At 61.3% G+C, this 13,562-nt stretch carries 19 protein-coding genes and 2 pseudogenes; 17 read left to right on the forward strand and 4 right to left on the reverse strand.

The features are described 5' to 3' along the window. Window positions 1–6 precede the first annotated feature (6 nt). Window positions 7–441 carry an Hg(II)-responsive transcriptional regulator gene (gene merR, locus H3221_RS24995; RefSeq protein ID WP_024552202.1) on the reverse strand — a complete coding sequence of 145 codons (435 nt, stop codon included), beginning with the start codon at window positions 439–441 and terminating at the stop codon, window positions 7–9. A 71-nt stretch (window positions 442–512) separates the two neighbouring features. Here merR (H3221_RS24995) and merT point away from each other — a divergent pair, with 71 nt between their 5' ends. The 8 genes from merT (at window position 513) to H3221_RS25035 (ending at window position 5,621) form a co-directional block, all read left to right on the forward strand. Beyond that, window positions 513–863 carry a mercuric ion transporter MerT gene (merT, locus tag H3221_RS25000; protein ID WP_024552203.1) on the forward strand — a complete coding sequence of 117 codons (351 nt, stop codon included), beginning with the start codon at window positions 513–515 and terminating at the stop codon, window positions 861–863. Window positions 864–875: 12 nt separating this feature from the next. After that, on the forward strand, window positions 876–1,151 hold the full coding sequence (merP, locus tag H3221_RS25005) for a mercury resistance system periplasmic binding protein MerP (protein ID WP_045735837.1): 276 nt from the start codon (window positions 876–878) through the stop codon (window positions 1,149–1,151). A 27-nt stretch (window positions 1,152–1,178) separates the two neighbouring features. Then, complete coding sequence (gene merC / locus H3221_RS25010; protein WP_024552205.1) at window positions 1,179–1,601, forward strand: organomercurial transporter MerC; 423 nt, start codon at window positions 1,179–1,181, stop codon at window positions 1,599–1,601. A gap of 39 nt (window positions 1,602–1,640) precedes the next feature. Continuing rightward, window positions 1,641–3,326, forward strand: coding sequence for a mercury(II) reductase (gene merA / locus H3221_RS25015; protein ID WP_024552206.1), 1,686 nt, complete (start codon window positions 1,641–1,643; stop codon window positions 3,324–3,326). Between the two features lie 17 nt (window positions 3,327–3,343). Beyond that, window positions 3,344–3,709 carry a mercury resistance co-regulator MerD gene (gene merD, locus H3221_RS25020; protein WP_021138753.1) on the forward strand — a complete coding sequence of 122 codons (366 nt, stop codon included), beginning with the start codon at window positions 3,344–3,346 and terminating at the stop codon, window positions 3,707–3,709. Continuing rightward, window positions 3,706–3,942 carry a broad-spectrum mercury transporter MerE gene (merE, locus tag H3221_RS25025; protein ID WP_021138754.1) on the forward strand — a complete coding sequence of 79 codons (237 nt, stop codon included), beginning with the start codon at window positions 3,706–3,708 and terminating at the stop codon, window positions 3,940–3,942. The genes merD and merE overlap by 4 nt, the downstream gene beginning before the upstream one ends. After that, a complete protein-coding gene (locus tag H3221_RS25030) occupies window positions 3,939–4,928 on the forward strand; it encodes a DUF3330 domain-containing protein (protein ID WP_024552207.1) in 990 nt (329 codons plus the stop codon). The genes merE and H3221_RS25030 overlap by 4 nt, the downstream gene beginning before the upstream one ends. A gap of 129 nt (window positions 4,929–5,057) precedes the next feature. Next, entirely contained in the window at window positions 5,058–5,621 is a 564-nt protein-coding gene (locus H3221_RS25035) for a recombinase family protein (protein ID WP_003799980.1), read from the forward strand. Window positions 5,622–5,685: 64 nt separating this feature from the next. On the opposite strand, the gene merP (H3221_RS25040) is transcribed toward H3221_RS25035, so the two are convergent. Both merP (H3221_RS25040) and H3221_RS25045 read right to left on the reverse strand, forming a co-directional pair. Next, window positions 5,686–5,961, reverse strand: a complete 276-nt coding sequence (merP, locus tag H3221_RS25040) for a mercury resistance system periplasmic binding protein MerP (RefSeq protein ID WP_003150552.1) — start codon at window positions 5,959–5,961, stop codon at window positions 5,686–5,688. Between the two features lie 12 nt (window positions 5,962–5,973). Continuing rightward, the gene (locus tag H3221_RS25045; RefSeq protein ID WP_003089115.1) at window positions 5,974–6,324 is read right to left on the reverse strand and encodes a mercuric transporter MerT family protein; all 351 of its coding nucleotides are present in this window, start codon (window positions 6,322–6,324) and stop codon (window positions 5,974–5,976) included. A 74-nt stretch (window positions 6,325–6,398) separates the two neighbouring features. Here H3221_RS25045 and merR (H3221_RS25050) point away from each other — a divergent pair, with 74 nt between their 5' ends. The 5 genes and pseudogenes from merR (H3221_RS25050) (at window position 6,399) to H3221_RS25070 (ending at window position 8,759) form a co-directional block, all read left to right on the forward strand. After that, complete coding sequence (gene merR, locus H3221_RS25050; protein WP_003089120.1) at window positions 6,399–6,797, forward strand: Hg(II)-responsive transcriptional regulator; 399 nt, start codon at window positions 6,399–6,401, stop codon at window positions 6,795–6,797. A gap of 178 nt (window positions 6,798–6,975) precedes the next feature. After that, window positions 6,976–7,509, forward strand: coding sequence for a carboxymuconolactone decarboxylase family protein (locus H3221_RS25055; RefSeq protein WP_020309197.1), 534 nt, complete (start codon window positions 6,976–6,978; stop codon window positions 7,507–7,509). Between the two features lie 27 nt (window positions 7,510–7,536). Beyond that, window positions 7,537–8,085 (forward strand): cytochrome P460 family protein, encoded by a 549-nt coding sequence (locus tag H3221_RS25060; RefSeq protein WP_003465000.1) that lies wholly within the window; start codon window positions 7,537–7,539, stop codon window positions 8,083–8,085. Between the two features lie 73 nt (window positions 8,086–8,158). Next, window positions 8,159–8,434, forward strand: a pseudogene (locus tag H3221_RS26035) (uracil-DNA glycosylase family protein); the annotation flags it as partial. 61 nt (window positions 8,435–8,495) lie between these two features. Next, entirely contained in the window at window positions 8,496–8,759 is a 264-nt protein-coding gene (locus H3221_RS25070) for a uracil-DNA glycosylase family protein (protein ID WP_003830781.1), read from the forward strand. A 183-nt stretch (window positions 8,760–8,942) separates the two neighbouring features. Here the strand turns inward: H3221_RS25070 and H3221_RS25075 are convergent, their stop codons facing one another. Further along, on the reverse strand, window positions 8,943–9,827 hold the full coding sequence (locus tag H3221_RS25075; protein WP_003465017.1) for a LysR family transcriptional regulator: 885 nt from the start codon (window positions 9,825–9,827) through the stop codon (window positions 8,943–8,945). Window positions 9,828–9,941: 114 nt separating this feature from the next. Between H3221_RS25075 and argC the strand changes: the two genes are divergently transcribed. From argC to H3221_RS25095, 4 genes and pseudogenes are all read left to right on the forward strand, one after another. Continuing rightward, window positions 9,942–10,871, forward strand: coding sequence for an N-acetyl-gamma-glutamyl-phosphate reductase (gene argC / locus H3221_RS25080; protein WP_003465021.1), 930 nt, complete (start codon window positions 9,942–9,944; stop codon window positions 10,869–10,871). Between the two features lie 413 nt (window positions 10,872–11,284). After that, a pseudogene (locus H3221_RS25085) lies at window positions 11,285–11,440 on the forward strand (OmpA family protein); the annotation flags it as partial. Window positions 11,441–11,854: 414 nt separating this feature from the next. Beyond that, on the forward strand, window positions 11,855–12,481 hold the full coding sequence (locus tag H3221_RS25090) for a DNA methyltransferase (RefSeq protein ID WP_003465024.1): 627 nt from the start codon (window positions 11,855–11,857) through the stop codon (window positions 12,479–12,481). Window positions 12,482–12,505: 24 nt separating this feature from the next. Next, complete coding sequence (locus H3221_RS25095; RefSeq protein WP_003465026.1) at window positions 12,506–13,534, forward strand: IS30 family transposase; 1,029 nt, start codon at window positions 12,506–12,508, stop codon at window positions 13,532–13,534. Window positions 13,535–13,562 lie beyond the last annotated feature (28 nt).

Genomic DNA, 13,562 nt, shown 5'->3' on the forward strand with positions numbered 1-13,562 from the left:
AGCACGCTAAGGCATAGCCGACCCTGCCAGGCTTGTTCCGCCCTGTAGCGACGCGATCAGCGGGCAGGAAACATTCCCCTTCCGCGCATGGCAGGCGCACACCAGTTCAGACAGCACGGTTTCCATGCGCGCCAGGTCGGCCATCTTTTCGCGCACGTCCTGAAGCTTGTGCTCGGCCAGGCTGCTGGCTTCCTCGCAGTGGGTGCCATCATCGAGCCGCAACAGCTCGGCGATTTCATCCAGGCTGAAGCCCAGCCGCTGGGCCGATTTCACGAATCGCACCCGCGTCACATCCGCCGCGCCATAGCGGCGAATGCTGCCGTAAGGCTTGTCCGGTTCCGGCAGCAGGCCCTTGCGCTGATAGAACCGGATCGTCTCCACGTTGACCCCGGCCGCCTTGGCAAAAGCGCCAATGGTCAGGCTCTCCAAATTGTTTTCCATATCACTTGACTCCGTACATGAGTACGGAAGTAAGGTTACGCTATCCAATTCAAATTCGAAAGGACAAGCGCATGTCTGAACCACAAAACGGGCGCGGCGCGCTCTTCGCTGGCGGACTGGCCGCCATCCTCGCCTCGACCTGCTGCCTCGGGCCGCTGGTCTTGGTCGCCTTGGGATTCAGCGGGGCATGGATCGGCAACCTGACCGTGCTGGAGCCCTATCGCCCGATTTTCATCGGCGCAGCGTTGGTAGCCTTGTTCTTCGCCTGGCGGCGCATCTACCGCCCTGCGCAAGCCTGTAGACCGGGTGAGGTCTGCGCGATTCCCCAAGTGCGAGCGACTTACAAGCTCATTTTCTGGGTCGTGGCCGTGCTGGTTCTGGTCGCGCTCGGATTTCCCTATGTCATGCCATTTTTCTACTGATCGGAGTTCACCATGAAGAAACTGTTTGCCTCCCTCGCCCTCGCCGCCGTTGTTGCCCCCGTGTGGGCCGCTACCCAGACCGTCACACTGTCCGTACCGGGCATGACCTGCTCTGCCTGTCCGATTACCGTCAAGAAGGCGATTTCCAAGGTCGAAGGCGTCAGCAAAGTTGACGTGACCTTCGAGACACGCGAAGCGGTGGTCACCTTCGATGATGCCAAGACCAGCGTGCAGAAGCTGACCAAGGCAACCAGAGACGCGGGCTATCCCTCCAGCGTCAAGCAGTGAGCCACTGAACCAGAGCCTAGGGCGATCATGGGGATGATCACACGCATTGCCGACAAGGCTGGCGCGCTCGGCAGCGTTGTTTCAGCGATGGGCTGCGCCGCCTGCTTCCCGGCCCTCGCCAGCTTGGGCGCGGCCATCGGGCTGAGCTTTCTACAGGAATACGAAGGGTTGTTTATCTCCACGCTGTTACCGCTGTTCGCCGTCGTGGCTTTGCTGGCGAATGCACTGGGCTGGCTGAGTCATCGGCAATGGCACCGCAGCCTGCTCGGCATGATCGGGCCAGCCATCGTGTTCGCCGGAACCGTCTGGCTGCTTGGCAACTGGTGGACAGCACGCCTCGTATACACCGGCCTAGCCCTGATGATCGGCGTGTCGATCTGGGACTTGGTTTCGCCGGTAAATCGCCGCTGCGGCCCGGATGGCTGCGAACTCCCCGCGAAACACGACTGACTGCGTGAGCCAGCGGCCAACACAGAAAAGGAACGATGAATGACCACCCTCAAAATCACCGGCATGACCTGTGACTCGTGTGCGACGCACGTCAAGGAAGCCCTGGAGAAAGTTCCCGGCGTGCAGTCGGCGGATGTCTCCTATACGAAGGGCAGCGCCAAACTCGCCGTCGAGGCCGGCATATCGCCGGACGCGTTGACTGCCGCCGTGGCCGGACTCGGTTATCGGGCCACGCTCGCCGACGCGCCCGTGCCTCCGGTGGGCGGTGGCTTGCTCGGAAAGATGCGCGAATGGCTAGGTAGCGGCGACAAGGCTGGTGGTGACGGTGGCGGATTGCATATTGCCGTTATCGGCAGCGGTGGCGCGGCGATGGCGGCGGCGCTGAAAGCCGTCGAGCAAGGCGCGCACGTCACCTTGATCGAGCGCGGCACCATCGGCGGCACCTGCGTCAATGTCGGCTGCGTGCCGTCCAAGATCATGATCCGCGCCGCGCACATCGCCCACTTGCGCCGAGAAAGCCCGTTCGATGGCGGCATGCCGCCCACACCGCCGACGATCTTGCGCGAGCGGTTGCTGGCCCAGCAGCAGGCGCGCGTCGACGAACTGCGCCACGCCAAATACGAAGGCATCCTGGATGACAATCCCGCCATCTCCGTGCTGCACGGCGAAGCCCGTTTCAAGGACGCGCACAGCCTGACCGTGCAACTCAACGGTGGTGGCGAACGTGTGCTGGCGTTCGACCGTTGCCTGATTGCCACCGGCGCGAGTCCGGCCGTGCCGCCGATTCCCGGCCTGAAGGACACGCCGTACTGGACTTCCACCGAAGCACTGGTCAGCGACACCATTCCTGAGCGGCTGGCCGTGATTGGTTCGTCGGTGGTAGCGCTGGAACTGGCGCAGGCGTTCGCCCGACTGGGCAGCAAAGTAACGATTCTTGCACGCAGCACCCTGTTCTTCCGCGAAGACCCGGCCATCGGTGAGGCAATCACGGCGGCGTTCCGCGCCGAAGGGATCGAGGTGCTGGAGCACACCCAGGCCAGCCAGGTCGCGCACGAGGGCGGCGAATTCGTGCTCACCACGGCGCACGGCGAGCTGCGCGCCGACAAACTGCTGGTCGCCACCGGTCGCTCGCCCAACACGCGCAGCCTGGCGCTGGACGCGGCAGGTGTCGCGCTCAACCTGCAAGGCGCTATCGTCATCGACGTCGGCATGCGGACCAGCACGCCGGACATCTACGCGGCCGGCGACTGCACCGACCAGCCTCAGTTCGTCTATGTGGCGGCAGCGGCCGGCACCCGTGCGGCGATCAACATGACGGGCGGTGACGCGGCGCTTAACCTTGCCGCCATGCCTGCCGTGGTGTTCACCGATCCGCAAGTCGCCACCGTGGGCTACAGCGAGGCAGAGGCCCAGCACGACGGGATCGAGACCGACAGTCGCACCTTGACCTTGGACAACGTGCCGCGTGCGCTCGCCAACTTCGACACACGCGGCTTCATCAAGCTGGTCATCGAGGAAGGTAGTGGACGGCTCATCGGCGTACAGGCGGTCGCGCCGGAAGCCGGCGAACTGATCCAGACGGCGGTACTCGCCATCCGTAACCGGATGACCGTGCAGGAACTGGCCGACCAGTTGTTCCCCTATCTGACGATGGTCGAGGGACTGAAGCTCGCGGCGCAGACCTTTAACAAGGATGTGAAGCAGCTTTCCTGCTGCGCCGGGTGAGAAAAAGGAGGTGTTCGATGAACGCCTACACGGTGTCCCGGCTGGCCCTTAATGCCGGGGTGAGCGTGCACATCGTGCGCGACTACCTGCTGCGCGGACTGCTGCGGCCGGTGGCGTGCACCCCTGGCGGCTACGGCCTGTTCGACGATGCGGCCTTGCAACGGCTGTGCTTCGTGCGGGCTGCTTTCGAAGCGGGTATCGGTCTCGACGCGCTGGCGCGGCTGTGCCGGGCGTTGGATACCGCGGACGGCGACGAAGCGGCCGCGCAGCTTGCCGTGCTGCGCCAGTTCGTCGAACGTCGGCGCGAAGCATTGGCCGATCTGGAGGTGCAGTTGGCCACCATGCCGACCGAGCTGGTACAGCATGCGGAGAGTCTGCCATGAACAGCCCCGAGCGCTTGCCGACCGAGACACACAAGCCGTTCACCGGCTACCTGTGGGGCGCGTTGGCCGTGCTCACCTGTCCCTGCCATTTGCCGATTCTCGCTGTGGTGCTCGCGGGGACGACGGCCGGCGCGTTCATCGGGGAGCATTGGGGTATTGCAGCCATCACGCTGACCGGCTTGTTTGTCCTGTCCGTGACGCGGCTGTTGCGGGTCTTCAAGGAAAGATCGTGAGCACATCACTGCCCGCCAGATGGACGGCGACCGAATTGGCGCAGGCGGTTGTGCGCGGGCAGTTTGAGCTGCACTACCAGCCGATTGTCGATTTGCGCAGTGACCAGATTGTCGGTGCGGAAGCCCTGTTGCGCTGGCGTCATCCGCAGCTCGGACTTTTGCCGCCGGGCCAGTTCCTGCCCGTGGTCGAATCGTCCGGCTTGATGCCTGAAATCGGCGCTTGGGTGCTGGGCACCGCCTGCCGCCAGATGCGCGAATGGCGGATGCTGGCATGGCAACCGTTCCGGCTCGCCGTCAATGTTTCGGCGAGCCAGGTAGGACCGGATTTCGACGGGTGGGTAAAGGGCGTGCTGGCTGACGCCGAGTTGCCTGCCGAGTATCTGGAAATTGAGCTGACCGAATCGGTCGCGTTCGGCAATCCGGCGATCTTCCCAGCCCTGGAAGCCTTGCGACAGATCGGTGTGCGCTTCGCTGCCGATGACTTCGGGACGGGGTATTCCTGTCTGCAACACCTGAAGTGCTGCCCGATTACTAAGCTCAAGATCGACCAGTCCTTCGTCGCCGGACTCGCCGACGACCACCGCGACCGGACCATCGTGCACACCGTGATTCAGCTTGCGCACGGGCTGGGAATGGACGTGGTGGCCGAGGGCGTGGAAACGCCGACCAGTCTCGCGCTGTTGCGGCAAGCGGAGTGCGATACGGGGCAAGGCTTCCTGTTCGCCAAGCCAGTGCCGGCGGCGGCATTCGCCGCCTTTGTCAGTCAATGGAGGGGTGCCACCATGAATGCAAATGATCCGACTGCCACCAGTTGCTGCGTGTGCTGCAAGGAAATCCCGCTCGACGCCGCCTTCACACCGGAAGGTGCGGAGTACGTCGAGCGCTTCTGCGGGCTGGAGTGTTATCAACGCTTCCAGGCGCGGGCAAGCAACGCGACCGAAACGAGCGCCGAACTGAACGCTTGCGGTTCGCCGCCGTCAGATTGAGGCATGCCCTAACCGGACGTCAGGACAGCCTACCCAGAAACGTCCGGATAGACTCCATCGCTTAATTTATTGACACAAGCTGCGCAAGGTCATAGATTTATTCCTGACACTTTTCTGTTTGGGGGCATCTTGCAAGGTCAACGTATCGGCTACGTCCGGGTCAGCAGCTTCGACCAAAACCCGGAGCGGCAACTGGAACAGGTCGAAGTCGGAAAGGTATTCACCGACAAGGCATCGGGCAAGGACACCCAGCGCCCGGAACTTGACTCGCTGCTGGCCTTCGTGCGCGAAGGAGATACGGTGGTGGTGCACAGCATGGATCGCTTGGCCCGCAACCTCGATGACCTGCGCCGCCTTGTGCAAAAGCTGACCAGGCGCGGTGTGCGCATCGAGTTCGTCAAAGAATGCCTGACCTTCACCGGTGAGGATTCGCCGATGGCGAACTTGATGTTGTCGGTCATGGGCGCGTTCGCCGAGTTCGAGCGAGCATTGATCCGCGAGCGACAGAGGGAAGGCATCGCGCTCGCCAAACAGCGCGGAGCATACAGGGGCCGCAAGAAAGCGCTTTCGCCCGAACGCGCCGCTGAACTTCTGCAACGCGTCAAGGCCGGCGAGCAAAAGGCAAAGCTGGCCCGTGAATTTGGCATCAGCCGCGAAACGTTGTACCAGTACCTGCGCGAAATTGGAGCTTAACGTGCTTTATTTTCCGTTTTCTGAGACGACCCCGGACTCAAGGACAATGGCGCTCATCGTGACCTCACTTCTGCACTGTGGAGGGGTATCCCGCGTTCGCGGTCGCCTCAGTCAGTGCCTCGGGCTGGGCCTTATCGGGATCGTAGGTGACGGTCGCCGTCTTCTGGTCGAAATTGACCTGGACGTCACTCACGCCGGACACCTTCTCCAGCGACTTCTTGACCGTGATCGGACAGAGTCCGCACGTCATGTTCTGCACGTCGAGCGTGACGGTTTTCGGGGGAGCCGCCAGCGCCACGAAGGGCAAGGCGAAAAGCACGGCGATCAGCAGTTTGCGCATGGTTAATCTCCTTCAGTAGAACAGCGGGGCGAGCCACGGCACGGCCAATAGGCCGAGCAGCAGCACGCTGACGATCCAGAACACGAGTCGCTGTCGCACGAGCGTGCGCGGATCGGCGCAGGGTGTACCTGGCGTACAAACCTGTGGCACCAGGTAGAGCTTGCGGAATGCCAATCCCAGGAACAGTAGAGTCAACCCGATGAAGAGGGGGCGTAGTGGCTCCATCATGGTCAGAGCGCCCACCCACGTACCGCCGACACCGAGTGCCAACAGCACCAGTGGCCCGACACAGCACACCGACGCACCGATGGCGGTCAGCGAACTCGCGACCAGCGAGCCTTTCCCGGTGAGTTGCATCCCCATTCCCATCTCCTGAGCCTGATTGCCTAGGTGCTATTCTAAACTCCGTACCAAAGTACGGAATCAAGGAGAAAGTGATGGCCACAGAGCTGACCATTGGCAAGCTGGCAGACGCCGCCGGGGTGAACGTCGAGACGATCCGCTACTACCAGCGACGCGGGCTGCTGGATGAACCAGCCAAACCCTTGGGTGGCCATCGGCGCTATCCGGTGGACATGGTGAAGCGACTGCGTTTCATCAAGCGGGCTCAGGCGCTGGGTTTCACGCTCTCGGAAGTCGGTGGACTGCTGACGCTGGATGAGTCGTGCGCCTGTGCCGAAACGCGAGCACGGGCTGCACGCAAGCTCGCGTTGATCGAGCAGAAGATGGCCGACTTGGTCGTCATGCAGCAACTGTTAGGCGAACTGGTGCAGCAATGTGATGCGGGAGACGGCGGAACGATCTGCCCGATCATCGAGGCACTGATCAGAGAGTAATGCCTGGCGGGTGAGCTGGAGATCGGAAAGCCCCTTTACGGTGGGATTCAGAGCTTACGTTGGTTTTTGGTTCCATTGCTCCCCAAACCCCTATTTGATACTTTACGTGCCATATCGTACCAAACAAAGGGCGATCATGCCCACGTGCTCTTGCACCTCACCCACTACGGAGATAGACATGACCCAAATCGCCCCCCTGACCATCGACACCGCTGACGCCGCTACCGCTGCCACACTCAAGGCCGTCAAAGCCAAGCTTGGCATGGTGCCGAACCTGTTCGCCACGCTGGCCCACGCGCCGGCGGCGCTCAATGGCTACCTCGGCTTGTCCGAAACGCTGGGCACCGGCCGCCTGAATGCCTCCCAGCGCGAGATCGTTGCGCTCGCTGCCGGTCAAGCCAATCGCTGCCAGTATTGCCTGAGCGCACACACCCTGATCGGCAAAGGTGCCGGACTGTCGGCAGAGGCCATCGCCGCGGCCCGCACCGGCCAGGCGGCCAACGCACTTGACGATGCAATCGCCGGCTTTGCCCGCGCGCTGGTCGAGCAACGCGGCGTGGTGTCGGCCGACGCCATGGCCAACTACCGCCGCGCGGGGCTCGACGACGGCCTGATACTGGAAGTGATCGCCAACGTCGCGCTGAACACGCTCACCAACTACACCAACCACATCGCCGACACCACGGTGGATTTCCCCGTGGTCGCCGTCTGATCTCCATAGGCATATAAGGAGAACACGATGAAAATCGCACTCACCGGCGCTCTGCTCGCCAGCGCCCTCGTCCTGCCACTGGCCGTCACGGCCGGCGACTTTTCGCCCTATGTGGACAGCCAGGGCGGCATCAGCCGCCCCACAGACTTCCGCACAAACTTCGTCCACCTGGGCTCATATGCGGTGTTGGACGAAAAATCCGCCTCTCGCGGCTTGCACGATGTGTACACCGAAAAGGCCTCGGCCGAGCACTACCGCAAGACCGGCAAGTTCTTGGACGGCGCCACGCTGGTGAAAGAGATCCGCAAGCTCGAAACCAGCGCCATGACCACTGGCAACCCTGTGGTCTGGGGTTCCGATGCGGCCGTGTGGTTCGTGATGGTCAAGGACGCCAAAGGCCGTTTCGCCAGCAACCCCTTGTGGGGCGACGGCTGGGGCTGGGCGCTGTTCAAGGCCGACGCCCCCGCCAAGAATGTCGCCGTCAGCTACGAAGCCGACTGCATGGGCTGCCATGTGCCGGCGGCCAAGACCGACCGCGTATTCATCCAGGGCTATCCGACACTGACCCAGCACTGACTTGCTGCCGGGTTACGCTTCGCGCAGGATGGCACCTCCGTCCTGCGCGAGCCACCCTTTCCGGAAGCGCGCCATGCCGACACTCGACGCCTTTCTGACCGACGTCCGCGCCTGCACGCGCTGCGCACCGCATCTGCCACACGGCGTGCAGCCGGTCTTCCAGTTTCACCCGAGTGCGCCCATCCTCATCGCCGGCCAAGCACCGGGGGCCCGGGTCCATGCCTCAGGCGTGCCCTTCGACGACGCCAGCGGCGCGCGTCTGCGCGCCTGGCTGGGCGTGGACCGCGACACCTTCTACGACCCTACCCGCATCGCCATTCTGCCCATGGGCTTCTGTTATCCGGGCACCGGCAAAAGCGGTGACCTGCCGCTACGCCCGGAGTGCGCCCCCCGCCTGGCGCGAAGCCTTCATGCAGCGTTTCGAGCGCCTGTCGCTGGTCATCGTGCTGGGCAGCTACGCCATGGACTACCACCTCGGTACTGGCAAGACGCCGCTCACCCGGGTGGTCGAAGCCTGGCGCGAGCACTGGCCGCAAGCGTTCCCCCTGCCTCACCCTAGCCCGCGCAACAATCGCTGGCTGGTGCGCAACCCCTGGTTCCAACAAGACGTGCTGCCCGCGCTGCAAGCACGCGTCCAGGCAGTCCTCACCGCCAACCCCAAGGAAACCCCATGACCGACGACACCGCCGCCATTACCGAGCTGCTGCACAAGTACTACGACACCCTGGCCTGGGCGAACGGAGACAGGCACCGGCTTTGGAGCGATGAACGACGGCTTCAGGTGCGGTAGCTGACGCCTGGGACCTCAATCACCGTATGACCGGGTCGAAAGCGGTCCTTTCTCTGACAACATCGCCCTAGCCCGCACTCAACCCCCACAACACATCCAGCACATGTTGCGTAGGCCGCTCGACGTCCCCACCACGGTGGGCAATACCAAGTTGACGCCACAATAAGGGCTGTAATGGCCGCATGACGATCCTGGTATCGGGCAATGGCGTGGAGGCTTCATGCGGCAACAACGTCGCACCATAACCGGCCGCCACTAGGCTTTTGATCGCATCGTTGTAGTTCAGTTGAATACGCGGCGTGGGCTGCCGTCCATCACTGGCGAACCACTCCGAGGTCAAGCGCGAAAGCCGAGTAGTTTTGTCATTCAGAATTAATGGCTGGGCGGCCAGCCAACCGGGGGTCACAACATCCGGGCATTCCCAGCGAGCCGGCAAGAAGGCCATGACCGGGTCCCGCCGCCATGGCTCGATCCGCAATTCCTTCACCGGGGTCTGTGGCAGCGCGACCAGACCGATCTCCAAAGAGCCCTCGGCAAGCTTCTTCAAAGTTTCCTGCGACGTGAGCACCGCGACCTGCACATCGATAGCGGGATGGCGTTGGCCCAACGTCTCCAAAGCTTGCGGCATCAACTGTGCGATGGCCCCTGTGGAGGCACCCAGCCGCACACGCCCGGCCAAGCCCTGCACCTGACGCTCCACGTCCTCAAGCGCCTGCTCCGCATCCGCCAACAGGCGCCGCGCGCGCTCCACCAGCGTTTCTCCAATCGCCGAAGGCTGAATGCGCCCACGTGTGCGCGACAACAGCTTTCCGCCAACCCGCGACTCCAGGTCGGCAATATGCAAACTGACCGTGGGTGGCGCGAGGTGCAGCACACGGGCCGCCTCGGCAAACGAACCCAGGTCGGCAATGGCCACCAACGTGCGCAGACGGTCCAGGCTGATTTCGCGCATGAGTCACTCCTTGTTCAGAAAAGCTGAATTTCATCGTTTAGAAATTCAACTTTTCCTATCTTAGCCCCTCACTGAAGATTGGAACTCCTGATTTCCTATGTCCGAGAGCATTCCATGGCAAGTCCTCTTATATTCATCGACGGCGACCAAGGCACCACCGGGTTGCAAATCCATCAACGTCTACGCGACCGGACCGATCTGCGGCTTATCACGCTCAGCCCCGAACATCGCAAGGATCCGCAACGTCGCGCCGAAATCATCAACGCCTGCGACATCGCGATTCTCTGCTTGCCCGACCAAGCCGCACGCGACGCTGTAGCGAGCATCGAAAACCCCGCCGTTCGGGTGATCGATGCGAGTTCGGCGCACCGCACCCATCCAGACTGGACCTATGGTTTCGCGGAGATGAACTCGCAGCAGGCCCAACGCATCGCCACGGCACGGCGGGTCAGCAATCCCGGTTGCTATCCCACGGGGGCGATAGGGCTGCTGCGCCCATTGCTGGAGGCCGGGTTGCTGCCCAGGGACTATCCGACGAACATTCATGCTGTGTCGGGCTATTCCGGAAAAGGGCGCGTTGGCGTGCAAGAGCATGAGGGAGAGGGCGCATCACAGGCGCCCGCGTTTCAGGTTTATGGTCTGGGGCTGGCACACAAACATATTCCGGAGATTCAGCAGCAAAGCGGTCTGATGGAGCGGCCGATGTTTGTGCCGGCTTATGGGGCTTTTCGGCAGGGGATCGTGCTGACCATACCGTTGCAACTTCGCTTGTTGGCGCCGGGCGTGGATGCGGTGCGGTTGCATGCGTGTCTTATGCAGCACTACGTCGATGCGGACCATGTACAGGTGATGTCGATGCAGGAGGCCAAAGGGTTGACGTGCCTTGATCCTCAGGCGCTTAACGGGACTGATAGTTTGCGATTGGTGGTGTGTGAAAATGATGAGACGGGGCAGGTTTTGTTGGCTGCGGTGTTTGACAATCTTGGGAAGGGAGCCGCTGGAGCGGCGGTGCAGAATCTGGATTTGATGGTTGCAGGAACATGACTCCGACTACCCACTGGCTCTAGAGTCTATGGCTCGAATTTTCGAGCGGTTGTTTCCTCTCTGTTTATGGCCTGGCATCGACGGCATTAAACGAGTCGAAAACAGAATCTACGCGTGTCAGCAGTTTGCAATCCAGTCAGGCTTTGAAGTTAAACGGTCGTCCACGACAGGCAGCAATCGGCCAACAGCGGCCGTTTTAGAGTAGGGAAAATAAATCCCCTTTTCTGCTGTCTACGCTTCGCAGCGCCGGTTACCCGGTCACCACGCAAGACTCGCTTCCGGTCGGTGGCTAACCTTTACCGGGCGGGGGTCATACCCGCTGGGTTTCTTACGCCATTTCGTGACGGCTTGCGCCGTCATTCCCAGGCGACCAAGCTTTGCCTGGCGCACATAAATCAGTCCCCTTTTTCTCTTTGCGCAGCAATGGCGTCGATCCTTCGCGCCTGCAAACCTTTGGTGCAGGCTCCAGCTCGCCCATTGCCCCCAACGACACCGCCGAGGGTCGCGCCCAAAATCGCCGCGTTGAAATCAAACTGGTGCCCCGTAGCGGCGCTGTAGCTCAAGGGTAATGGTGCCTTGGTGCTCTTTTCGTCGGATGCCCAGCTATCTTTTAATGGGTTACGGGCGATTTGCAGTGGGCTCCAAAACCTGGCCTCAGGAGGTGCAAGCTCCCGTGGCACCGGCTTTGGACTGGGCAGACCAATACGCCGGCCCATAAGCCCATAAGGATCCCGGCCTCGGCCGGGTTCTTTATGCCCGCTTCGCGGGCTTGAGCCCAGAAGGGAGCGGCGTGCGCCGGATTCGCATCTGCCAGCCAGTACGCAGCCCGTTTGGAACTCAGTTGATCCGTCTTTTTCAACGGTTTAACAGCCAAATCAATACGTTCACAAGTACACTCGCCACCCTAGGGATGGTGAAGCATCCACGAGCGGTACTAGAATTTTCAGCTTTTCGGTGCCGCCGCACGAATTCAAGGGGCAAGCATGGATTACGAACAACTGCCGAGGGCCGCCTTGGTCCGTATGCTGCAGGAGCATGATGCGGCGCTTGCCGATGCTGGCAAGAATGGCATCGTTATGAGTTACACCGGGCGGGCTGCTCCCTGGCAGATCATCCGCCAGGTCAAGCCGAAGCTGCATCGTATTATCAAGAAAGTATCCTTTGGAGAGGAAACCGCCCAGTCAGAGAATGAGATCTGGGACGGTGAAAACCTTTCTGCGATGGTCACGCTCTATAAATATCGTGGTCAAGTTGATCTTGTAGTAACAGACCCGCCGTACAACACCGGCGAGGACTTCCGCTATAACGACAAGTGGGACAAGGATCCAAACGATCCAGATCTCGGCGATGTAGTTCCTAAAGATGATGGGTCCAAGCACAGCAAATGGTTGCGCTTCATGACACCCAGAATCTGGATGATGCGTGAGATGCTAACCCCAGGCGGGGTTATGGCTATCTGTATTGATCATAGGGAACTATTTAGACTTGGCATGCTCATGGACGAAATCTTCGGCGAAGAGAATCGCATTGGCATAATCAATTGGCAGAAAAGCTATTCACCTCGCAGTGATAATAAGGGGGCGGCGGCGAAAACTGAGTGCAACACCTGACCTTTCCGGTACGGTGCTGTCCCTATGTCTTATTCCGAACTCAGCGTTGAAGAGCGCGCCACCATTCAAATCGGTCATGCCCAAGGTTTCAGCCTGCGCGGGATTGCCTGCTTGATCAACCGATCCCCTTCGACCATCAGCCGGGAGCTGCGCCGCAATCGAGATGCCTGTGGCGGCTACTCGGCCCGCGTGGCCCAGCAGCAGATGCAGGCCCGCCGTCAGGTGTGTCGACCGAAGCAAAAGCTGTTGCCGGGTAGCGAGCGCTTCGAATTGGTGGCGCATATGCTGCGTGAGCGTTTGTCTCCCGAGCAGATTGCCGGCAAGCTGCGCAGCATGAATATTCCCAGCCTCAGAGATGCCTACGTCTGTCGCGAGACGATCTATAACGCGATCTATGCCTTGCCAGTCGGCGAGCTGCGTAAAGAGCTGATCATCTGCCTGCGCCAAAGCAAGACGATGCGCAGGCCGCGCTCTGGCGGCGTGGATCGGCGCGGTCAGATCCCTGAGAGGGTCAGTATTCATGTACGTCCGCCGGAGATCGAAGACCGACTGATGCCAGGGCATTGGGAAGGCGACCTGATCAAGGGCAAGGCCAACGCCTCGTCTGTAGGTACGCTGGTGGAGCGCACCAGTGGCTACCTGATGCTGGTGAAGATGAACGACGCGACGGCGACCTCGGCGATGGAAGGCTTCAGTGCAGCGCTCAATGGCATGCCGCTGGCGATGCGCAAGAGCATGACCTACGACCAGGGCCGAGAAATGGCGCGGCATGCTGAAATCACCCAGCAGACCGGGGTGGCGATTTACTTCTGCGACCCGCACAGCCCTTGGCAGCGCGGCAGTAACGAAAACATCAATGGCCTGATCCGCCAGTACCTGCCCAAAGGCACGGACTTGTCGGTGCATAGCCAGGAGGAACTGGATGCCATCGCACTGCAACTGAACATGCGCCCCCGTAAGCGCTTCGACTTCAAGTGTCCGATCGAGGTTATGGACGAGGTGATGCAGGAAGCTATGGCTATGCGGCATGATGCTCCAGCTTCAATTCAATAACCGTGTTGCACTCAGCTCCTGTAACCGC

The organism is Pseudomonas chaetocerotis, from assembly GCF_015712105.2.
Lineage (GTDB): Bacteria > Pseudomonadota > Gammaproteobacteria > Pseudomonadales > Pseudomonadaceae > Aquipseudomonas > Aquipseudomonas chaetocerotis.